Origin of the sequence: Shinella zoogloeoides, from assembly GCF_020883495.1 — a bacterium.
In the GTDB taxonomy this organism is placed as follows: Bacteria; Pseudomonadota; Alphaproteobacteria; order Rhizobiales; family Rhizobiaceae; genus Shinella; species Shinella zoogloeoides.
On record NZ_CP086610.1, the window covers coordinates 3,315,868 to 3,336,675 of the forward strand.

At 65.2% G+C, this 20,808-nt stretch carries 18 protein-coding genes, 1 tRNA gene and 1 riboswitch; of the genes, 8 read left to right on the forward strand and 11 right to left on the reverse strand.

Going from position 1 to position 20,808, the window contains the following annotated elements:
* The first annotated feature begins 39 nt into the window (after positions 1–39).
* From K8M09_RS16375 to K8M09_RS16410, 8 genes are all read left to right on the forward strand, one after another.
* Positions 40–114: transfer RNA gene (locus K8M09_RS16375), tRNA-Gly, on the forward strand.
* 220 nt (positions 115–334) lie between these two features.
* On the forward strand, positions 335–1,861 hold the full coding sequence (gene istA / locus K8M09_RS16380) for an IS21 family transposase (RefSeq protein ID WP_160788247.1): 1,527 nt from the start codon (positions 335–337) through the stop codon (positions 1,859–1,861).
* On the forward strand, positions 1,851–2,663 hold the full coding sequence (istB, locus tag K8M09_RS16385) for an IS21-like element helper ATPase IstB (protein ID WP_160788246.1): 813 nt from the start codon (positions 1,851–1,853) through the stop codon (positions 2,661–2,663). The genes istA and istB overlap by 11 nt, the downstream gene beginning before the upstream one ends.
* Before the next feature lie 251 nt (positions 2,664–2,914).
* On the forward strand, positions 2,915–3,940 hold the full coding sequence (locus K8M09_RS16390; protein WP_160787679.1) for a BMP family protein: 1,026 nt from the start codon (positions 2,915–2,917) through the stop codon (positions 3,938–3,940).
* Between the two features lie 124 nt (positions 3,941–4,064).
* Positions 4,065–5,600, forward strand: a complete 1,536-nt coding sequence (locus K8M09_RS16395; RefSeq protein ID WP_160787678.1) for an ABC transporter ATP-binding protein — start codon at positions 4,065–4,067, stop codon at positions 5,598–5,600.
* Entirely contained in the window at positions 5,590–6,639 is a 1,050-nt protein-coding gene (locus K8M09_RS16400) for an ABC transporter permease (protein ID WP_160787677.1), read from the forward strand. The genes K8M09_RS16395 and K8M09_RS16400 overlap by 11 nt, the downstream gene beginning before the upstream one ends.
* A 1-nt stretch (position 6,640) precedes the next feature.
* Positions 6,641–7,582: an ABC transporter permease gene (locus K8M09_RS16405; protein ID WP_160787676.1), complete on the forward strand. Its 942-nt coding sequence runs from the start codon at positions 6,641–6,643 to the stop codon at positions 7,580–7,582.
* Positions 7,579–8,871, forward strand: coding sequence for an amidohydrolase family protein (locus K8M09_RS16410; RefSeq protein WP_160787675.1), 1,293 nt, complete (start codon positions 7,579–7,581; stop codon positions 8,869–8,871). The genes K8M09_RS16405 and K8M09_RS16410 overlap by 4 nt, the downstream gene beginning before the upstream one ends.
* 5 nt (positions 8,872–8,876) lie before the next feature.
* On the opposite strand, the gene K8M09_RS16415 is transcribed toward K8M09_RS16410, so the two are convergent.
* From K8M09_RS16415 to thiB, 11 genes are all read right to left on the reverse strand, one after another.
* Positions 8,877–9,893: an aldose epimerase family protein gene (locus K8M09_RS16415; RefSeq protein ID WP_229341950.1), complete on the reverse strand. Its 1,017-nt coding sequence runs from the start codon at positions 9,891–9,893 to the stop codon at positions 8,877–8,879.
* Positions 9,894–9,988: 95 nt separating this feature from the next.
* Entirely contained in the window at positions 9,989–10,441 is a 453-nt protein-coding gene (locus K8M09_RS16420) for a GNAT family N-acetyltransferase (RefSeq protein WP_160787673.1), read from the reverse strand.
* Between the two features lie 3 nt (positions 10,442–10,444).
* Positions 10,445–11,368, reverse strand: a complete 924-nt coding sequence (metA, locus tag K8M09_RS16425) for a homoserine O-acetyltransferase MetA (RefSeq protein ID WP_160787672.1) — start codon at positions 11,366–11,368, stop codon at positions 10,445–10,447.
* 59 nt (positions 11,369–11,427) lie between these two features.
* Positions 11,428–11,505, reverse strand: a riboswitch (SAM riboswitch).
* A 47-nt stretch (positions 11,506–11,552) separates the two neighbouring features.
* Positions 11,553–11,927, reverse strand: coding sequence for a DUF2794 domain-containing protein (locus K8M09_RS16430; RefSeq protein WP_160787671.1), 375 nt, complete (start codon positions 11,925–11,927; stop codon positions 11,553–11,555).
* A 338-nt stretch (positions 11,928–12,265) separates the two neighbouring features.
* Positions 12,266–13,027: a DUF1223 domain-containing protein gene (locus K8M09_RS16435; RefSeq protein WP_160787670.1), complete on the reverse strand. Its 762-nt coding sequence runs from the start codon at positions 13,025–13,027 to the stop codon at positions 12,266–12,268.
* A gap of 117 nt (positions 13,028–13,144) precedes the next feature.
* Positions 13,145–14,971 (reverse strand): ABC-F family ATP-binding cassette domain-containing protein, encoded by a 1,827-nt coding sequence (locus tag K8M09_RS16440; protein WP_160787669.1) that lies wholly within the window; start codon positions 14,969–14,971, stop codon positions 13,145–13,147.
* Positions 14,972–14,974: 3 nt separating this feature from the next.
* Positions 14,975–15,640 carry a thiamine diphosphokinase gene (locus K8M09_RS16445; RefSeq protein WP_160787668.1) on the reverse strand — a complete coding sequence of 222 codons (666 nt, stop codon included), beginning with the start codon at positions 15,638–15,640 and terminating at the stop codon, positions 14,975–14,977.
* Positions 15,641–15,701: 61 nt separating this feature from the next.
* The gene (locus tag K8M09_RS16450; protein ID WP_160787667.1) at positions 15,702–17,207 is read right to left on the reverse strand and encodes a M48 family metalloprotease; all 1,506 of its coding nucleotides are present in this window, start codon (positions 17,205–17,207) and stop codon (positions 15,702–15,704) included.
* A 214-nt stretch (positions 17,208–17,421) separates the two neighbouring features.
* Positions 17,422–18,141 carry a thiamine ABC transporter ATP-binding protein gene (thiQ, locus tag K8M09_RS16455; protein ID WP_160787666.1) on the reverse strand — a complete coding sequence of 240 codons (720 nt, stop codon included), beginning with the start codon at positions 18,139–18,141 and terminating at the stop codon, positions 17,422–17,424.
* Complete coding sequence (gene thiP / locus K8M09_RS16460) at positions 18,134–19,756, reverse strand: thiamine/thiamine pyrophosphate ABC transporter permease (protein WP_160787665.1); 1,623 nt, start codon at positions 19,754–19,756, stop codon at positions 18,134–18,136. Before thiP ends, thiQ begins: the two co-directional genes overlap by 8 nt.
* Positions 19,757–19,772: 16 nt before the next feature.
* On the reverse strand, positions 19,773–20,780 hold the full coding sequence (thiB, locus tag K8M09_RS16465; protein WP_160787664.1) for a thiamine ABC transporter substrate binding subunit: 1,008 nt from the start codon (positions 20,778–20,780) through the stop codon (positions 19,773–19,775).
* Positions 20,781–20,808 lie beyond the last annotated feature (28 nt).

Below are 20,808 nucleotides of genomic sequence, written 5' to 3' on the forward strand. Positions count from 1 at the left end.
GACCTTCGGCCACGAACTACCCCAGGCCGTCGACGATGAGCGGGTGTAGCTCAGGGGTAGAGCACAACCTTGCCAAGGTTGGGGTCGAGCGTTCGAATCGCTTCACCCGCTCCATTCTTTCCAAAGTTTCGAAGCCTCGGTTCGCCGGGGCTTTTGTGCGTTTTGGCGCGGTGGAAATCGCTAGGCGCGGAAACGGTGGAAGGGAGCGCGGTTACCACACGGTGTTGATTGCCACTGAGAACTGACCCGGCGTGGCCTGATATTTCCATTGAGAATTGACCCATGTTCCAACCTTCCCTCGCATGTTTTCAGCGGGGGCTATGGAGTGATCGACATGGCGTTATTGAGCGTGATCCGACGCTGGCATTTTCGAGAAGAACTATCGATCCGGGAGATTTGCCGCAGGACTGGCCTGTCCCGGAATACCATCCGCAAATACCTGCGCCTGGACGGCGTGGAGCCGAAGTTCAAAGTCCCGGAGCGGCCAAGCAAGCTTGATCCTTTTGCTGATCGGTTGTCTGCCTGGCTGAAGAGCGAATCCAAGAAGAACCGCAAGCAGAAGCGGACGATGAAGCAGTTGCATGCCGATCTGATGAGCCTTGGCTACGAGGGCTCCTACAATCGGGTTGCGGCATTTGCTCGGGAATGGCGTGATGATCGGCAGAGAGAATTGCAGACGACGGGCCGCGGGACATATGTGCCCCTGGCGTTTGACCCCGGCGAAGCCTTCCAGTTCGATTGGTCGGAAGATTGGGCCATCATCGGCAATGAGCGCACCAAACTGCAGGTGGCGCACACGAAGCTGAGCTACAGCCGCGCCTTCATCGTTCGGGCCTATCTCCTGCAGACGCATGAGATGCTGTTCGATGCCCATAATCATGCATTCCGGGTCTTCGGCGGCATCCCCGGCCGCGGAATCTACGACAACATGCGCACGGCGATCGACAAGGTCGGCCGCGGGAAAGAGCGCGACGTCAATGTCCGTTTCCTGGCGATGGCCAGTCACTACGTATTCGAGCCGGAGTTCTGCAATCCCGCGTCTGGTTGGGAGAAAGGGCAGGTCGAGAAGAATGTTCAGGATGCGCGTCATCGCTTCTTCCAACCTGTTCCGCGCTTTCCATCATTGGATGCCCTGAACGACTGGCTGGAGCTTCGGTGCAAGGAATTCTGGGCAAAGACCCCACACGGACAGATGCGCGGCACCATTGCCGACATCTGGGCTGAGGAAGCTTTGGCATTGATGCCTGTTACCCGTCCGTTCGACGGCTTCGTGGAGTATACGAAGCGGGTCACGCCAACCTGCCTCGTCCATCTGGAGCGCAATCGCTACAGCGTGCCGGCATCCTTCGCCAATCGACCGGTGAGCCTGCGGGTCTATCCGGATCGTGTCGTGGTTGCTGCGGAAGGCCAGATCGTCTGCGAGCATCGTCGCGTCATCGATCGCTCTCACGACCGACCGGGACAGACGATCTACGACTGGCGGCACTATCTGGCGGTCGTGCAACGCAAGCCAGGCGCGCTTCGCAACGGTGCACCCTTTGCCGAGCTACCGGACGCGTTCCGGACCTTGCAGCAATACCTCCTGAAGAAGCCGGGTGGCGACCGCGAGATGGTCGATATCCTGGCCCTTGTTCTCCAGCACGACGAACAGGCCGTGCTATCGGCGGTCGACATGGCGCTGAAGTCCGGCGTCCCCACGAAGACCCACGTGCTGAACCTGCTGCATCGCCTCGTCGACGGCAAATCCTTCACACCGCCCACCATCGATGCACCTCAGGCCCTGACGCTCGTCAACGAGCCCAAGGCCAATGTCGAACGATACGATGCGCTGAGAAAGACGGAGGCCCGCCATGCGTCATAATCCAGCAAGCGGCGCTGTCGTCATCATGCTGCGGCAACTGAAGATGCACGGCATGGCCCAGGCCGTCGGCGAACTCACCGAGCAGGGATCGCCGGCATTCGAGGCGGCAATCCCGATCCTGTCGCAGCTCCTCAAGGCGGAGACCGCGGAACGTGAAGTTCGATCGACGGCCTACCAGCTCAAGACGGCACGCTTTCCAGCCTATCGTGACCTGAACGGCTTCGACTTCACCAGCAGTGAGATCAACGAGGCGCTGGCCCGTCAGCTTCATCGCTGCGACTTCCTGGACGACGCCAACAACATTGTCCTGGTCGGCGGTCCCGGCACGGGCAAGACGCATATCGCCACGGCCATCGGTGTCCAGGCCATCGAACATCATCACAAGCGGGTTCGGTTCTTCTCGACCGTGGAACTGGTCAACGCGCTCGAGCAGGAGAAGTCCCAAGGTCGCTCAGGCCAGATCGCCAACCGCCTGGCACACTCCGATCTCGTCATCCTCGACGAGCTCGGTTATCTGCCGTTCAGTGCTTCAGGCGGTGCGATGCTGTTCCATCTGCTGAGCAAGCTCTATGAGCACACGAGCGTCATCATCACCACCAACCTGAGCTTCAGCGAATGGGCCAGTGTCTTCGGCGATGCCAAGATGACAACCGCGCTGCTCGACCGGCTCACCCATCATTGCCACATCCTCGAGACCGGCAACGACAGCTTCCGCTTCAAGAACAGCTCCGCGCACGACACCAAAACGACAAAGGAGAAAACGAGGAACTTGACCACGACCGCAGAGCCGAAACATACCTAATAAGCGGGTCAATTCTCGGTGGAAACGCCGGGTCAGTTCTCAGTGGCAATCAACACCAAGCCTCGGTTCGCCGAGGCTTTTGTGTGTTTTGGCGCCGCCGAAACCGCGCGGCCCATGGCTTCTTGCCGCGCCTGCGCGCGCTGTGAAGTTTCCGCCGCACCCGATTGCTGTACCCCGCGACTTCTCCTATGTTGACCAAGTGGTAAAAAACGACGCGTTTCAAAGCGCGCGGGCAAACAGAGGGGAATGTAATGCGACGCGATTCCTTCAATTCGGGCATTTCCAGACGCACGCTGATCAAGGCCGCCGGCGCCTCCGCCGTGGTGGCCGCCGCGGGCCTGCCGGGCCGTCTTCTCGCCGCCGATCCGATCAAGGTCGCGGCCATCTTTACCGTTCCGGTCGAGCAGCAATGGGTCAGCCGCATCCACAAGGCGGCCAATGCCGCCAAGGAGCGCGGCGATATCGAATATGTCTATTCGGAAAACACCGCGAACAACGACTATGAGCGCGTCATGCGCGAATATTGCGAGGCCGGCAACAAGCTGATCCTCGGCGAGGTCTTCGGCGTGGAGGACGCCGCGCGCGCCGTCGCCAAGGACTACCCCGACGTCGCCTTCCTGATGGGATCGAGCTTCAAGCCCGACGACGCCGTGCCGAACTTCGCCGTCTTCGACAACTATATCCAGGACGCATCCTATCTCTCCGGCCTTGTCGCCGGCGCGATGACCAAGTCCAAGAATATCGGCATGGTGGGCGGCTATCCGATCCCGGAAGTCAACCGGCTGATGAACGCCTTCATGGCCGGCGTGAAGGAAACCGCGCCCGACACCAAGTTCCAGGTCGCCTTCATCGGCTCCTGGTTCGATCCGCCGAAGGCCAAGGAAACCGCCTTCGCCCAGATCGATGGCGGGGCGGATCTGCTCTATGCCGAGCGTTTCGGCGTGTCCGACGCCGCCAAGGAGCGGAACGTGCTCGCCATCGGCAATGTCATCGACACCCAGGCGGACTATCCGAACACCGTGGTCGCTTCCGCGCTGTGGCATTTCGAACCGACGCTCGACAAGGCGATCGCCGAAGTGAAGGCCGGCACCTTCAAGGCCGCCGACTACGGCGTCTATTCCTTCATGAAGCATGGCGGCTGTTCGCTCGCCCCGCTCGGCACCTTCGAAAACAAGGTTCCGGAGGAAATCAGGGCGCGGATCGCGGAAAAGGAAAAGGCGATCAAGGACGGCTCGTTCGTCGTCGAGATCAACGACGCCGAACCGAAGTCGAGCTGACTTTACCTCCCGTTCATGGGAAGGATGGCCGTGGCGGCGGATGAAGGTTCAGCCTTCACCGCCGGCGGCCTCCTCTCCCTGAGCGGGAGAATGCCTCGCCCACAACGCAATTCCGGTCATCGCCGTGTCCAGCAATCCCGATCCCGTCCTTCGCCTTTCCGGCATCAGCAAGCGTTTCGGTCCGCTCCGGGCCAACGACGCCATTTCCTTCGATCTTCACCGGGGCGAAGTCATCGCGCTTCTCGGGGAGAACGGCGCAGGCAAGACGACGCTGATGAACATCCTCTTCGGCCATTACGTCGCCGACGAGGGAACCGTCGAGGCCTTCGGCCGCCAGCTTCCGCCGGGCGATCCGCGCGCTGCGCTCGATGCCGGCATCGGCATGGTCCACCAGCATTTCACCCTCGCCGACAACATGACGGTGCAGGAAAACATCGCGCTCGGCACCGAGAGCCTTTGGCGCGCGCGGCTCGACCGGGGCGCGGCGCGCCGGCGCATCGAGCAGCTTTCCGCCGATTTCGGCCTTGCCGTCGACCCCGCCGCCACGGTCTCCACGCTTTCGGTCGGCGAGCGCCAGCGCGTCGAGATCCTGAAGGCGCTCTATCGCGAGGCCCGCATCCTCATTCTCGACGAGCCGACCGCCGTCCTGACCCCGGCCGAGACCGACGCGCTGTTCCGCACGCTGAAGCTGCTCGTCGCCAAGGGCCTGTCGATCATCTTCATTTCCCACAAGCTGCACGAGGTCATGGCCGTCAGCGACCGGGTGCTGGTCCTGCGCGCCGGGCGGCTCGCCGGCGAGCGCCGGACGGGCGATACCAACCGCAAGGAGCTGGCCGCCCTCATGGTCGGCCAGGAAGTAAAACCGGCGGAAGTCAGCCCGGTGAAGCCCGGCGCGCCGCTGCTGGTGCTCGAGCGCGTCTCCACCGCGCCCTATAACGGGGCGGGGCTGGACGCGGTGTCGCTCACGCTCACGGCGGGCGAGATCACCGGCCTTGCCGGCGTTTCCGGCAATGGCCAGGCGGCCCTCGCCGCGCTCCTTTCCGGCACCCGCCGCCCGACCGCCGGCACCATCTCTATCGCCGGACGCATGGTCGCGGACTGGTCGCCGCGCGCCGCGCTTTCCCACGGCATCGCCCGCATCCCGGAAGACCGCCACGCCGTCGGCAGTATCGGCGACATGAGCGTGACCGAGAATGTCGTCGCCGAGCGCTACCGCAGCGAACGCTTCAGCCGCTTCGGCTTCCTCAACTGGAAGGCCGCCCGCAGCTTCGCCGAAAAGCTCATCGCCGATTACGACGTCAAGTGTCCCTCGCCGGAGGCCCGCATCCGCCTGCTTTCCGGTGGCAACATGCAGAAGCTCATCCTCGGCCGGGCGCTCGATCCCGATCCAGCGGTCATTCTCGCCAGCCAGCCGACGCGCGGCCTCGATGTCGGCGCGGTTTCCTATGTGCACCGCATGCTGCTCGAAGCGCGCGAGCGGGGGGCGGCGATCCTGCTGATCTCCGAGGATCTGGAAGAAGTTCTGGCCCTGTCGGACCGCATCGTCGTCATGTCCAAGGGACGTTTTTCGACGCCGTCTTCACGCGGCGAACGCAGCATAAGGGAACTGGGGGAACTGATGGCCGGCCATAGCGGGGAGCGCAGCGACCATGCGGCTTGAACCGAAGCCCGCGCCGTCGCTGGCGGTCACGATCCTGTTTCCGCTGGCGGCCATCGCCGCCACGCTGGCGCTGACCTCGATCCTGGTTCTTGCCGCCGGCGCATCGCCGCTGTCGGTGTTCTATCTGGTCGCCAAGGGCGCGGCCGGCTCGCAGTTCGCCTTCCTCGAAACGCTGACCCGCGCGACGCCGCTGATCTTCACCGGCCTTGCCATCGCCGTCGCCTTCCGGGCGAAGCTCTGGAATATCGGCGCGGAAGCGCAGCTCTATATCGGCGGGGTGGTGACGGTGGTGCTGGGAACCGGCGCGCTGCCGCTGCCCTCGGTGATCCTCATCCCCCTCATCATGGCCGCCGCCATGGCCGCGGGCGCGCTGCTGCTGCTCGGCCCGGCCGTGCTGAAGACCCGCTTCGGCGTCGACGAGGTCGTCACCACGCTGCTCCTCAATTTCATCGTCCTGCTGTTCGTCTCCATGCTGCTCGAAGGCGTGCTGAAGGATCCGATGGGCCTCGGCTGGCCGCAGTCGCAGAAGGTCATCGCCGAGGCGCAGCTTCCGCGTCTCATCCAGGGCAAGCGCCTGCATTACGGCTTCGTCGTCGCGCTCGTCTCGGCCGTGCTCGTCTGGGTCGTCATGAAGAAGACGGTGCTCGGCTACGAGATGCGCGCCGTCGGCCACAATCCCGAGGGCGCACGCTTCGTCGGCATTCCGGTCAACGGCACGCTGATGAAGACGGCGCTGCTTTCGGGCGGCCTTGCCGCGCTCGCCGGCTTTTCCGAGGTCTCCGGCCTCAAGGGCAACCTGACGCTCGACCTGTCGCCGGGCTACGGCTACACCGGCATCGTCGTCGCCATGCTCGCCATGCTGAACCCGCTCGGCGTCATCGCCTCGGCCATCTTCGTCGCCGGCATCTTCGTCGGCGCGGACGCCATGAGCCGCGCGGCCAAGGTGCCGAGCTACATCGCCGACGTCATGGTCGCGACCTCCCTGCTGACAATGGTGGTGGCGATCCTCCTGACGCGCTACCGGATCAGGTGGAAGTAACATGGACGCGCTCGACATCCTCTTTTCCGCCTCCTTCTGGGTCGCCGCCATCCGCATCGCCTCGCCGCTGATCTTCGCGACCATGGGCGAACTCATCTGCGAGCGCGCTGGCGTGCTCAACCTCGGCATCGAGGGCATCATGACGGCCGGGGCCTTCGCCGGCTGGTTCACCGTCTATTCCGGCGGCGATCTCTGGGCGGGCCTCGTCGTCGCCGCCCTCGTCGGCGCGCTGTTCGGCCTGCTGCACGCAACGCTCACCGTGCCGCTCGGCCTGTCGCAGCATGTCGTGGGCATCGGCGTCACGCTGCTTGCCACCAGCCTCACCTATTTCACCTATCGCCTCGCCCTGCCCGAAGTGACGTCGCCGCCGAAGATCGAGCCGTTCCAGCCCTGGCCCGTCCCGGGCCTGTCCAGCATACCGATCGTCGGCGAGGCGCTATTCACCCAGACGCCGCTCACCTATCTCGCCTTCTTCACGGTCGCGGCCGTCGCCTGGGTTCTCTACCGCACGCCCGTCGGCCTTGCCGTGCGCGCGGCGGGTGAAAATCCCTCGGCGGTCGAGGCGCAGGGCATTTCCGTCACCGGCATCCGCATGGGCGCGGTCATGGCCGGCAGCGCCCTGATGGCGGTCGGCGGCGCGTTCCTCACCACCTCGGCCTTCAATTCCTTCTTCTTCCAGATGATCAACGGGCGCGGCTGGATCTGCATCGCGCTCGTCGTCTTCGGCTCCTGGCGGCCGGGCAAGGCGCTGATCGGCGCCATCCTCTTCGCCGCCTTCGACGCCTACCAGGTCCGCCTGCAGCAGATATCGGGCGGCGTCGTCCCCTATCAGGTCTTCCTGATGATGCCCTATGCGCTGTCGATCCTGGCGCTGATCCTGGTCGCGCGCCGCGCCACCTATCCCAAAGCTTTGATGATCCCGTACCAGAAAGGCGAAAGATGAGTTTCGACCTGATCGTAAAGGGCGGCACGCTGCCCGATGGAACCGTCGCCGATATCGGCATCCGGGGCGAGACGATCGCCGCGATCGAGCCGCGCATCGATGCCGAGGCCGGCCGCATCGTCGACGCCACCGGCAACCTCGTCAGCCAGCCCTTCGTCGATCCGCATTTTCACATGGATGCGACGCTGTCCTATGGCCTGCCGCGCATCAACGCCTCGGGCACGCTGCTGGAGGGCATCGCGCTCTGGGGCGAGCTGAAGCCTCTCCTGACGCACGAGGCCGTCAAGGAACGGGCGCTCGCCTATTGCGACTGGGCCGTCTCGATGGGGCTGCTTGCCATCCGCACCCATGTCGATACCTGCGACGACCGCCTTCTCGCCGTGGAAGCGCTGCTCGAGGTGAAGAAGGAGATCGCGCCCTATATCGACCTCCAGCTCGTCGCCTTCCCGCAGGATGGCCTCTACCGCGCCCCGAACGCGCGGGAGAACACGATCCGCGCCCTCGACATGGGCGTCGATATCGTCGGCGGCATCCCGCATTTCGAGCGCACCATGGAAGACGGCCGGCGCTCCGTCACCGAGCTTTGCGAGATCGCGGCGACGCGCGGCCTGATGGTCGACCTCCACTGCGACGAGACCGACGACCCGCTGTCGCGCCATATCGAGCAGCTCGCCTACGAGACCCAGCGGCTCGGCCTTGCGGGCCGGGTGGCCGGCTCGCACCTCACGTCCATGCATTCGATGGACAACTACTACGTCTCCAAGCTGCTGCCGCTGATCGCCGAGGCGGGCGTATCGGCCATTCCCAATCCGCTGATCAACATCATGCTGCAGGGCCGGCACGACACCTATCCGAAACGTCGCGGCATGACCCGCGTGCCGGAAATGCTGAAATACGGCATCCGCGTCGGCTGGGGTCAGGATTGCGTGCTCGACCCGTGGTACTCGCTCGGCACCGCCGACATGCTCGACGTCGCCTTCATGGGCCTGCACGTCGCGCAGATGTCCTCGCCGGCGGATATGCGCGCCTGCTTCGACATGGTGACAAGGGTGAATGCCGAGATCATGGGGCTGGATCACCTCGGCCTTGCCGTCGGCAAGACCGCGAGCCTCGTCGTGCTCGACGCCGGCAATCCCATCGAGGCGGTGCGCCTGCGTCCCGACCGGCTCTGCGTCGTCGCGAAGGGCAAGGTCGTCGCCGAGCGCGAAAAGCGCGACACGGCCCTCTCCATCAGGGGCCGCCCGGCAACCATCAACCGCCGCCATATCGTTCCGCCGCAGGCCGGCTGAGACGGTCAATCCTTGCGGAAGGCGTAGTCCGTTTCCTGCCGCAGCGTCTCGCCGGGGCGCAGCACCGCCTTGGGGAAATGGTCGTGGTTGACGGCATCCGGCCAGATCTGCGTTTCCAGGCAGAAACCCGCGAAGGGGCCGTAGCGCCGGCCGTCGAGGCCGGGAACGGGCGAATTCACATAGCCGCCGGTATAGAGCTGCACGCCCGGTTCGGTGGTCAGAACTTCCAGCGAAACGCCCGATGCCGGGCTACGCACGGCGCCCACGGAACGCTTCGCCCGCCGCTCCGGCGAGAGGCAGAAATTATGGTCGAAGGCGATGCCGCCCGCCTCCGTCTGCCGGCGAAGCGGCGTCCAGTCCCGAAGGTCGAAGGGCGTGCCCGCTACGGAGCGGACCTCGCCGGTCGGAATGAGCTTGTCGTCGACGGGCAGGTAGTGATCGGCGGCAAGGCGGATTTCATGACCGAAGGCGTCGGCGCTACCGTCAAGGTTGAAATAGCTGTGCTGGCAGAGATTGACGGGCGTCGGGGCATCCGCCGTCGCCTCGTAAACGACCGAGAGCACGCCGTCGCCGGCAAGGCGGTAGGTGCAGGTAAGGGCGGCAGTGCCGGGATAGCCGGCGCGGCCGGCAGGATCGGTGACGGCCAGCGTGACGAAATCGCCGCCCTGATCCGCAATGCGCCAGTTCTGCCGGCCCATGCCGTCGCTGCCCCCATGCAGATGCGTGACGCCGCGCTCGTTGCGTTCGAGCTGATAGGCGACGCCATCGATGGCGAAGCGGCCGCCGGCGATACGGTTGGCGCAGCGGCCGGGCGTCGCGCCGAAATAGGGGGAGTGGGCGAGATAGGACGGCAGGTCTTCGTAACCCAGAACGAGCGGGGCGTCGTGGCCGGCAAGCCGCAGGTCCTGGATGACAGACCCCCAGGTCAGCACATGGGCGGTCAGCCCGCCGCCGGTCAGCCTGATGCGCTCGACCGGCTCGCCGCTTTCCAGATGGCCGAAGATCTCGTTTCCTGCATGCACCGCCCGTTTCCTCCGCATCCGGCCCAATCGTGCGGGCAACCTGCCGCTATTTGCCCGCGCCCGCAATCAAAAAGTCATACTTTTTCTGGCGTGCCTCAGAAATTCTTCTGATAGACGATGAAGGGCGTCTTGTCGGCGATGCGGTCGTAGAGCCGGCGGGCGGTGGCGTTGAAATCCTGCGTCATCCAGTAGACTTCCGGCGCGCCCGCCTCCTTCGCCCTGGCATAGACGCCTTCGATCAGCGCGCGGCCGATGCCGCTGCCGCGCACATCCGGATCGGCGAAAAGGTCCTGCAGGTAGCAGATATTGTCGACGGTCCAGCAGGAGCGGTGGAAGAGATAGTGGGCAAGCCCGACCGGCCGGCCGTCGAGCGTCGCCAGAAGGCCGCGATACTCGCCTTCGGCCGCCGCGCCCGTCAGCCGGGCGAAGGTGCTGGCGAAGACGTCTTCCGGCAGGACCGTCTCGTAGAAGGCGAGATAGGCGGTCCAAAGGCGCCGCCACTCGCCTTCATCATCCTTGTGCAGGGGGCGAATGACGACGCGGCTCATGGCTCAGGCTCCCGTTCCGATTTTCTGAAGGTCGTAGGGCGTGGTCTGGTAGATTTCGTTGATCCAGTTGCCGAAGAGCAGATGCGCATGGCCCCGCCAGCGGTTCTGCGGCGGCAGCGACGGATCGTTGTGCGGGAAATAGTTCTTCGGCAGCTTGATCGGCACGCCGGCCGAGACATCGCGGAAATACTCGTCGGCGAGCGAGGTCGAATCGTATTCCACATGGTTGAAGATGTAGAGCCGGTTGCCGGCCGTCTCCTGCACGAGGCAGACACCCGTTTCGTCGGAATCGAGCAGGATGTCGAGTTCCGCCACGTTGCGGATGTCCTCGATGCGGATTTCCGTCCAGCGCGAGACGGGAACCTCGAAATTGTCGGAAAAGCCGTTGAGATAGACCGACGAGGGCTTCCTGTTGTGGTGCCGGTAGACGCCGAAGGCCTTTTCTTCCAGCGTGTGCTTCGGCACGCCATGGAAATGATAGATCGCCGCCATCGCGCCCCAGCAGACGTTCAGCGTCGAATGGACATTGGTCTCGGTCCAGTCGAGAATCTGCTTCATCTCGTCCCAGTAGGTGACGTCCTCGTAGTCGAGGGTTTCCACCGGCGCGCCGGTGATGATGAAGCCGTCGAACTTGCGGTGCTTCACCTCTTCCCACGTATCGTAGAAGGCGAGCAGGTGATCTTCCGACGTGTTCTTGGCGCGGTGGCCGCCGACGCGCACCAGCGACAGCTCGACCTGCAGCGGCGAGGCGCCGACGAGGCGCGCCATCTGCACTTCCGTCTTGATCTTGTTCGGCATGAGGTTGAGCAGCCCGATCTGCAGCGGGCGGATGTCCTGCCGGATCGCCATCGTTTCGGTCATCACCCGGACACCCTCGTTGACGAGGGTCTCGAAGGCGGGGAGCGTATCGGGAATCTTGATGGGCATCTTTCAACTCGATCCAAAACAAAACCGGCCGCAACGACGTCGCAACCGGTCCACGTAAGGCTCTTCCTCGCGCGGCCCTTTAGCGACTTGTTTAACGTGGCTGCAAGCCGGCCGGCCAAATCACCACGAAGTCCATAGATACTGCCTCTGCGCGCACGAATCAATCCGGCGCGCGGCGCCGCGCTCAGGTCTCGACCAGACGCAGCACCTTGTCGAAGACCTTCAGCACCTGGCTCAGCTCATGGCCGCGCTTCAGGATCATGCCATGGGTGTTGAGCACGCTGTAGGCGCCCTGCTTGGCGGCGAGCTTGGGGTTCTTCTCGATACGGTAGAGCGGCATTTCGCCGGAACGCTTGAAGACGGAGAACACCGCCTTGTCGCGCATATGGTCGATGGCGTAGTCGCGCCATTCCCCCTCGCCGACCATGCGGCCATAGACCCAGAGGATGGCGTCGAGTTCCCGGCGGTGGAAGGTCACGGGCAGCGGGTCCTTGCTGCTCCTGTATTCCCGAAGGTCGACCACGACGTCGGGCGTCTGAAAATCCGGCTGGTCGGTCATCGAATCTCGGCACCTCGTCCATGACGGCACGGTGACAGTGTGCCTGACCGGCACCGAAATGCAAGGCGGATGCCACGGACTTGCGTTTTGGCAAAAATTCCTCTCGCCGCATTTCAGACAAACAGACGCCCAAATTTAAGGGGAAAGTCCGCCCGTCGCCGCTCGCGCCGGCCCGCCGCCTTGTGCGGGAAGCCGGTTCGGTGGAGCGTGCGTCGCTCGAGGCTGCCCTGAAATTCCGTTGCCGGCAGCTTCGTTACGGTCCGGTCCGTGCCTCTTCGAACCCTCAAGCCCCAGCCCCTCGAGGAAGCCGGACCGGACCTCCCCCATCGGGGAGGCCGTCAGCGGGAGGCGTGCTCGCCCGTCAGCACCGTTGCGCCGAGAATGGCGCCGGGCGTATCGGCGCTCTGCATGCGCTGGATCAGCACGGCGCAGCCGCCGGCCTTCTTTTTCTTCTTCAGCATGTCGGCGGGAAGCACCAGATTGGTTTCCTTGCCCTCCCACATGCCGATCGTCTCCATGTCGGTCACAGCATGCCAGTAGTTGACGGTCTTGCCGCGGTTCTCGCCCTCGTCGATATTGATCGTGCGCTGCTGCTCGAAATAGGCGATCACGATATTGGCCTTGCCCTCGCCCGGCCCGACATGGATGCGCAGCTCGTCGTTCTTCACCGCGACATCGACCGGCACTTCCAGCCCCTTGCCCTCCTGCGGCATCGCGGCGATGCGGTTGCGGATGCCGGCAAGGTCCGCGCCGTTGATGTGCTCGCGGCCGTTCAGCACGACCTGGGGCGTATAGACGCCGTTGCGGCCGAACATGCGGGCATAGGCATATTGCCGGTCGGTATTGTCCTTGGAGGCAAGCGTGTCCGCCCAGCCGAGATAGTTCCAGTAATCGACATGATAGGCGAGGGCGACGACCTCGCCTTCGCGCGCCAGCGTCTCCAGCGCCTTGTCGGCCGGCGGACAGGAAGAGCAGCCCTGGCTGGTGAAGAGTTCGACGACGCCCCTGGGCTTCGTTATTTCCTGCGCATGCACGGCGCCGGCTCCGAGCGTCAGCGCGATCGCCAGACAATGCAAGAGGGTCGGTTTCGGCATGGTCATTTCCAGTGGCGCGCCGGCAATGCCAGCCTTTCAAGCGGTCATACGCCCTCGCCGCTTCAACAGGAAGTCACGATGGAGTGAGATTTTCCCTCCAGGGGCGGCCGACGCGGCGGCTTTTCAGCCCTCCAGCTCTTCCCGCAGCATTTCCAGCTCCAGCCATTCCTCTTCCATCTTCGTCAGGCCGTCGCGCAGTTTCTCCATTTCCGCGGCGAGCTTGTTGAAGGTGGCCGGGTCCTTGGCGAAGAGGTTCGGATCGGCCATCTTCGCCTCGCGGGCGGCGATTTCCTTTTCCGCCTTCTCCATCTCCTTCGGCAGGTTCTCGAGGGCGAATTTCTGCTTGTAGGAGAGTTTCGACTTGCCCTTGCTGTCCGCGGCGACGGCGGCGGAAGTGTCGGCGGCCTTGGCCTTCTCGGCCTTCTCCGCCTTGCGCTTCTCCTCGATCGCGCCGCGACGCTGGGCCATCATGTCCGTATAGCCGCCGGCATATTCGATCCAGCGCCCATCCGGGCTTTCCGGGTCGGCGGGCGCGATGGTGGAGGTGACGGTGCGGTCGAGGAAATCGCGGTCGTGGCTGACGAGCAGCACCGTGCCGGCAAAGCCCGCGACGATCTCCTGGAGGAGGTCCAGCGTCTCGATGTCGAGGTCGTTGGTCGGCTCGTCGAGGATGAGCAGGTTCGTCGGGCGCGAGAGGATGCGCGCCAGCATCAGCCGGGCGCGCTCGCCGCCGGAAAGGTTGCGGATCGGCGTGCGGGACTGTTCCGGCTGGAAGAGGAATTCCTTCATGTAGCCGGTGACGTGGCGTTGCTCGCCGTTGACCAGCAGCGTCTCGCCGCGCCCGTCGGTGAGGTAGTGGGCGAGCGTGTCGTCGAGATTGAGGTCCTCGCGGCGCTGATCGAGCGTGGCGATCTCAAGGTTCGTGCCGAGTTTCACCGTGCCGCTGTCGGGTTCGAGCTGGCCGGTCAGCATCTTCAGGAGCGTCGTCTTGCCCGCGCCGTTCGGGCCGACGAGACCGATGCAGTCGCCGCGATGCACGCGGATCGAGAAGGGGGCGACGATGGTGCGTTCGCCGTAGCTCTTGGCGATCTTTTCCGCCTCGATGACCAGCTTGCCGGATTCCTGCGCGTCGGAGGCGCTGGCCTGCACGCTGCCCTGCGGACCCTTGTGGCCGCGATAGCGGGCGCGCAGGTCGTGCAGCGCACCGAGGCGGCGCATATTGCGCTTGCGGCGGGCCGTCACGCCGTAGCGCAGCCAGTGCTCCTCGCGCTCGATGGCCTTGCCGAGCTTGTGCTGCTCCAGCTCCTCGGCCTCCAGCACCTCGTCGCGCCAGGCCTCGAAATGGGCAAAGCCGCGATTGAGACGGCGCGACTGGCCGCGATCGAGCCAGACGGTGGCGTTGGAGACCTTTTCGAGGAAGCGGCGGTCGTGCGAGATGACGACGAGGGCCGAGCGGGTCGATTGCAGCTCGCCTTCCAGCCATTCGATGGTCGGCAGGTCGAGATGGTTGGTCGGCTCGTCGAGCAGCAGGATATCCGGCTCCGGCGCCATGACGCGGGCAAGCGCCGCCCGGCGCGCCTCGCCGCCCGACAGCGACTTGGGGTCCTCGTTACCGGAAAGGCCGAGATGTTCGAGCAGATAGGTGACGCGGTAGGGATCGTCGCTCGGCCCGAGGCCCGCCTCGGCATAGGCGGCGACGGTGTCGTAGCCGTCGAAATCGGGGGCCTGGTGCAGGTAGCGGATGGTCGCGGAAGGGTGGCGGAAGACCTCGCCCGACTGCGCCTCGGCAAGGCCGGCGGCGATCTTCATCAGCGTCGACTTGCCCGAGCCGTTGCGGCCGACGAGGCAGATGCGGTCGCCCGGCTCCACCTGCAGGCTTGCGCCGGCAAGCAGCGGCGTGCCGCCGAAGCTGAGGAAGATATCGTCGAGTTTGAGGATAGGCGGTGCCAAGGGTCAGGCTCCTGAAAGGTCATAGGGCCGGGCGATGAGGATTGCGCGGCCGGAGGCGAGCGAAAGGCGGATCGGGCCTTCCGCGACATTGGAAATGGTGCGGGACGAACCGAAGGGCAGCGCGAAATCCGTGAGCGGATAACGCACATTGCCGATGGAAAGGCCGCTCAGCGGCGAAAGGCCGAGAATGGAGAAGAGGCTGCCCTGCGGCAGGTCGATTTCCCGCGTGCCGGGCAGAAGCGGCCAGGCCTCCTCCTCGCCGGAGGTCAGCTTGATCGCAAAGCCCTGCTCTTCCAGCGAGACGGCATGGATGAGATGCATCAGCGCATGGTCGCTGCGCTCCCCGCCGAGCGCGCCGGCAAGCACGATCCGCCGCGCGCCCCGTTCGGTGGCGACGGAGACGGCAAGCGCCCCATCGGTCTCGTTCTTGGCGGCGGGATAGGGCTGGCGCTCGATTTGGGGCCAGGCGGCCAGAAGCTCCGGCGGCGTGGAATCGAAATCGCCGACCCACAGTTCCGGCGCAACACCGAGGCCGGCCGCATGGCGCATCCCGCCATCCGCCGCCACGACCCGGGCGCCGGCCACGTCCGCGCGCAGACGCGGCGTCGCGGCAAGCGTGCCGCCGAGAAGGACGACGAAGGTCTGGTCTGTGGAAGCCGGCGTGATCATGGTTGAAGCCCTTAGCGCATGTCGTGCGGAAAGGGAAAGATTTTGGCGGCGTGCGCCGCCGTCACTCGCCGATGATCTTGAATTTCTCGCCCGGCTTGACCGTGCTGGTCGGCGTCATGGCGTTGATCAGGCGGAAGAGGTCGAGCTTGCGGTCGGTGCCCATCATGCGGCCGGCGAGCGAAGCGACGGTATCGCCCGGGCGGGCGGTGACGACGCGCACGCGCAGCGGCTTCAGCTCGGCCACCTCGGCCGGCGTCAGCTTGCGGAACGAACCCTTGAGGATCTCCGCCGTCGGCTCCAGCGCCTTGGACCCCGCCGGCACCGCCGTCAGGAAGCGATAGATCTGGTTGTCGATGCGCACGACGGTGACATCGAATTCCCAACGGTCCGCAGCGGCCCGGGCGGTTGCCGCCTGCAGGCCGTTGATGGTGATCGGCCGGATCGTCTCGGGCTTGAGGCCCGTCACCCAGCCGCTGGAAATGTAGTTGACGAGGTCCTGCCCACGGCTGTCGGCCACGCCGTCGAAACGGATCGCGACATCGCCGGGGCCGGTCGCCAGCACGGCATCGGCCTTGTTGTCGATCTGGAAGCCGGCCGGCACGTCGAAGCGGATGCCGAGCTTGCCGTGCAGGAAGGTCTGGCCGCGCACATAGCCCTCTTCCGGCGCATCGCCGTAGAGCAGGCCGTCGATGCCGGCGAGATAGTAGTCGCGTCCACGGTCGCCGATCGAGCCTTCCGCGCCGAAAGCCCGCGCATGCATGCGCGCAAGCTCCACGCGCTGCGGCGCGTTCGGGTGGCTCGACAGGAAGTCGAGGCTCTGGTCCGCTTCCGGATCGACCGCCGTGAAGCGTGCATAGCCGGCCATGGAATCGAGGAAGCGCGCGGCGGCATAGGGGTCGTAGCCCGCTTCGCCCAGCATGCGCACACCGATCACGTCGGCCTGAAGCTCCTGATTGCGTGAGAAGGCGGCAAGGCGCAGCTTGCCGCGCGCCAGCGCCTGCTTGCCGGCGATGTTGCTGGACAGCACCTCGGCGACGACGCGGCTGGCGATGACCTCGGCCTCTTCCTTCTTCTGCCGCTCGATGCCGTGATTGGCGGTGACATGCGCCATTTCGTGCGACAGCACGGCCGCAACTTCCGAGGCGTCGTTGGCAAGCGCCAGCAGGCCGCGCGTGACATAGAGATAGCCGCCCGGCAGCGCGAAGGCGTTGATGGCCGGCGAATTGAGGATGGTGATGCGGTAGGACTGGTTCGGGTTTTCCGAAACGGCCGTCAGCGCGCCGATGATGCGTGCGACGAGGCGCTCGGTCTTGGCATCCTTGTATTCGCCGCCATAGCTCGCCACGATGCGCGGATGCTCGCGCGCGCCCATCTGGGCGCGCGGATCATTCTTCTGCACCTCGTCGACGATCTGCGGATTGGAAGAGGGCGAGATGGTCGGCTCATAGCTCTGCTCGATGAGCGACTGGCAGCCGGCCAGCAGCGTGCCGGCAAGCAGCAGGGCCACGACAGGCCGTGCGACCCCGCGTCCGGATACCGTTGCAGCTTCCTGCGTCGCTTTCGCCATGTCTTTCGCCCAAGCCCCTCAATGGGTTCGCATTCGTGCCACAGCCTTGGGGTGCGGCGCGAACGCGCATCTTCGCGCCTTCGAACGGATGAGATAGACGCGCCATACCCGGCCGGCAACTCCCCATTCGACAAACGGTTTTCCTGTGGCTCCGGTGACACAGGGGGGCGACCAAATTGTGGCATCCAGCCCGGTCAAATCACCACTCCCGTCGCTAAATGCCGGAATGGCCGAGGAATTTTGCAACGGCGGGTGGATCGAGGCGCGCAAGGAAATCCTCCGCCGACGTATCGAGGAGCACCGCACCGGCCTCGAGGAACAGCACCCGCTCCGCAAGCCGGCCGATATCCTCCGGCTGATGGGTGATGAAGAGGAGCGTGCTCTTCGTCTCGGCGTGAAGTTCGGCGATCAGCCGCGCCATATCCGCCCGCATGGCCGGATCGAGCGCGGCGAAGGGTTCGTCGAGCAGCAGGATCGGCCGGCGGCGCACCAGCGCGCGGGCAAGCGCCACGCGCTGCCGCTCGCCGCCGGACAGCGAACCCGGCAGGCGCTTGCCGTAACCGGCAAGGCCGACACGGGCGAGCGCGGCCTCGACGGCCTGCCGGCCCGCCGCATCGAGCTTCAGGCCCGGATCGATGCCGAGGCCGATATTGTCGGCGACGGAAAGGTGGGCGAAGAGGTTGTTGTCCTGGAAGACGACGGAGACCGGCCGTTCCGCCGGGTCGCGGCCGGCCATGTCCTCGCCGAACAGCGTGACCCTGCCGCTCGCCGGCCTTTCGAAGCCCGCAATGACATTGAAGAGCGTCGACTTGCCGGCACCCGAGGGACCGGCGACGGCAACGGCTGCGCCGGCGGGAATGGCGCAATCGAACGCAAGGCGCTTTTCCGCAAAGCGCACGGTGACGTCGGCAAGGAAAATGGCGGGATCAGGCATCGGAGCCGGGTCTTTCGATTTGGCGGTCGGTCGTGGTCGAAGGCAGCGTCAGGAGGAGGCACAGCACGCCCAGGATCAGCGCGATGCCCGCGGCATCGGCCGTGCGATAGCTCGCCATGCGGGAATACAGCAGCCAGGGCAGCGTAACGAAACCATCCGCACCGAAGATGGCGACGGCCCCGAGATCGCCGAGCGATAGCGCCATGGCGAAGGCGAAGGCCGTAAGGAAGGGCTTTTTCAGCGCCGGCCAGTCGATGCGCAGGAAACGCCGCCAGCCAGTGACGCCAAGGCTGAGCGCAAGGCGCGCGGTGCGGGAGAGATGCGTTCGATAGGCCGGCTCCAGCACCCGGGTGACGAAGGGCAGCGCCATCAAAGCGTTGAGGACCGTGACGACGAAGGGCGCGAATCGGCCCGTCTCGCCGAAACTGCGCAGCATCAGGAACCAGCCGGTGGCAACGACCACCGGCGGCACGAGCAGGATCAGCGAGCCGACCGCCGGCAGCGCACGGCCCATCAGCCGCGTCGTGACCCCGCTATCGCCACTTTCGGCAAGGCGCGGCACCAGCACGACGGGCAGCGCGATGGTAAGGCTGAGCGTTGCGGAGGCGAGCGAGATGGCGAGGCTCGTGGCAAGCGCCCGATGGAGCTGCGCATCGGCCGCCAGCTTGCCGAAGTCGGCGGCAAGGCCGGAGATCAGGGTGGCGACCAACGGCGCGGCGGTGAAGAGCGCGAAGAGAAGGATGACGAGGCCATCCGATACGCGCCGCCTGCGGCCGTCGAAACGGCGGATGGCGCGGCCGGCCGTCATGCCCTCTTCCGGCGGGCGGCCGAAGAGCGAGATAAGCCAGAGCAGCGCCGCCGTCACCGCGATCTGCAGGAAGGCGAGCAGCACGGCGCGCTGGGGATCGAAATCGAAGCGCAGCGCCTGATAGATCGCAACCTCGATGGTGGTCGCCGCCGGCCCGCCGCCGAGCGTCAGGACAATGGTGAAGCTCGTCGCGCAGAGCATGAAGACGAGGCCGGCGATGCCGGGCAGCACGCGGCGGATGACCGGCCATTCGATGAGCCGGAAGACCGCCCCCGAACCCATGCCGAGATTGGCCGAGGACAGCCAGTATTCCGGCGGGATGCGGTCGAGCGCGGCGAGCATGAAGCGAGCGGCGAGCGGCAGGTTGAAGAAGACATGGGCGATAAGGATGCCGGCAAGCCCATAGACGCTGACGGGGTTCTGCAATCCGGCAAGGCGCAGCAGATCGTTGACGACGCCCTGCCGCCCCCAGATCTCGACGACGCCGAGCGCGGCGACCAGCGCCGGCAGGCCGAGCGGCACGACGGAGAGCCTGACGATCCAGACGCGGCCGGGAAAGGTCCGCTGCCGGGCGAGCGCCCGGGCGACGGGAATGGCGAGCACGATGGAAAGCAGCGTCGAAAGCGCCGCCTGCACCAGCGTGAACCGCGCCACGCGGCCGATATAGGCATCGAACAGCGGCGCGCCGCTGCCGCCCGCATGGGCAAGCAGCACCGCAGTCGCCGCGCCGACGAAGAGCAGCACGCCGCCGAGGGCAAGGCCCCCGGCAATATCGAGCGTCTGTCGTTCGGCGCGGGCGAAAAGCATGTTACGTCCTGCTTGCTTACTTGGCGCTCATCGCGCCGAGCCATTCGTCGATCCAGACCTTACGGTTCGCCGCCACCTCATCCGACGACATCAGGAAGGTCTTTTCCGGCTTCACCAGCGCGTCGAAGGCGGCCGGCAGCGGATCGCGCGTCTTGGCGGCAGGCATCATCCAGTTGGTTTCCGGGATGATCGACTGGAAATCCGGCCCCGTCATGAAGGTAAGGAACTGGCGGGCGAGGTCCTTGTCATGGGAGGTGCGCGTCAGGCCGGCGACCTCGATCTGGATGTAGTGCCCCTCGGAGAAGGCGGCCGCCTTGTAGCGCTCGGTATTCTCCGCGATGACGTGATAGGCCGGCGAGGTCGTGTAGGAGAGCACCATCGGCGCCTCGCCCTTGGTGAACAGGCCATAGGCTTCCGACCAGCCGGGGGTGACGGTCAGGACGCGGTCCTTGAGCTTGGCCCAGGCTTCCGCCGACTTGTCACCATAGACGGACTTCACCCAGAGCAGCAGGCCGAGGCCGGGCGTCGAGGTGCGCGGATCCTCGATGACGATCTTCTGCGACGGATCGCCCTCGACCAGTTCCTTGAGGCTTGTCGGCGGGGTCTTCAGCGCCTCGGTGTCGTAGACGACGGCGAAATGGCCGTAGTCATAGGGCAGGAACGTATCGTCGGAAAAACCGCCCGGAACGGCAAGACCTTCCGGCTTCAGGCCGTGCGGCTCGAAGAGGCCGGTCGCCTTGGCTTCCGAGATCAGGTTTGTATCGAGGCCGAGCACCACGTCGGCCTTGGTGCCCTCGCCCTCCAGCTTGAGGCGGGTCAGGAGTTCCACGCCATCGGCGACACCAACCCATTCGACCTTGCAGCCGCAGGTCTTTTCGAATTCTTCCTTGACCTTCGGCCCCGGTCCCCATTCGGAAACGAAGCTCTCATAGGTGTAGACGGTCAGCGTCTTTTCCGCGGCGAAGGCCGAGGACGCGAGGGATACGGCAAGCGCCGCGATGGAAGAAAGAAATGCCGTGCGCATCAGCGCCTCCTTGTCTGGTCACAAACGG

What these genes read in the sequence shown, in the direction of transcription:
- K8M09_RS16420 (WP_160787673.1), bottom strand. Translation starts at nt 10,441, where the DNA reads ATGAGCCGCGTCGTCATTCGCCCCCTGCACAAGGATGATGAAGGCGAG.
- K8M09_RS16405 (WP_160787676.1), top strand. Translation starts at nt 6,641, where the DNA reads ATGGACGCGCTCGACATCCTCTTTTCCGCCTCCTTCTGGGTCGCCGCC.
- K8M09_RS16450 (WP_160787667.1), bottom strand. Translation starts at nt 17,207, where the DNA reads ATGGCGAAAGCGACGCAGGAAGCTGCAACGGTATCCGGACGCGGGGTC.
- K8M09_RS16410 (WP_160787675.1), top strand. Translation starts at nt 7,579, where the DNA reads ATGAGTTTCGACCTGATCGTAAAGGGCGGCACGCTGCCCGATGGAACC.
- K8M09_RS16435 (WP_160787670.1), bottom strand. Translation starts at nt 13,027, where the DNA reads ATGACCATGCCGAAACCGACCCTCTTGCATTGTCTGGCGATCGCGCTG.
- K8M09_RS16445 (WP_160787668.1), bottom strand. Translation starts at nt 15,640, where the DNA reads ATGATCACGCCGGCTTCCACAGACCAGACCTTCGTCGTCCTTCTCGGC.
- thiP (WP_160787665.1), bottom strand. Translation starts at nt 19,756, where the DNA reads ATGCTTTTCGCCCGCGCCGAACGACAGACGCTCGATATTGCCGGGGGC.
- thiQ (WP_160787666.1), bottom strand. Translation starts at nt 18,141, where the DNA reads ATGCCTGATCCCGCCATTTTCCTTGCCGACGTCACCGTGCGCTTTGCG.
- metA (WP_160787672.1), bottom strand. Translation starts at nt 11,368, where the DNA reads ATGCCCATCAAGATTCCCGATACGCTCCCCGCCTTCGAGACCCTCGTC.
- istA (WP_160788247.1), top strand. Translation starts at nt 335, where the DNA reads ATGGCGTTATTGAGCGTGATCCGACGCTGGCATTTTCGAGAAGAACTA.
- istB (WP_160788246.1), top strand. Translation starts at nt 1,851, where the DNA reads ATGCGTCATAATCCAGCAAGCGGCGCTGTCGTCATCATGCTGCGGCAA.
- thiB (WP_160787664.1), bottom strand. Translation starts at nt 20,780, where the DNA reads ATGCGCACGGCATTTCTTTCTTCCATCGCGGCGCTTGCCGTATCCCTC.
- K8M09_RS16430 (WP_160787671.1), bottom strand. Translation starts at nt 11,927, where the DNA reads ATGACCGACCAGCCGGATTTTCAGACGCCCGACGTCGTGGTCGACCTT.
- K8M09_RS16390 (WP_160787679.1), top strand. Translation starts at nt 2,915, where the DNA reads ATGCGACGCGATTCCTTCAATTCGGGCATTTCCAGACGCACGCTGATC.
- K8M09_RS16400 (WP_160787677.1), top strand. Translation starts at nt 5,590, where the DNA reads ATGCGGCTTGAACCGAAGCCCGCGCCGTCGCTGGCGGTCACGATCCTG.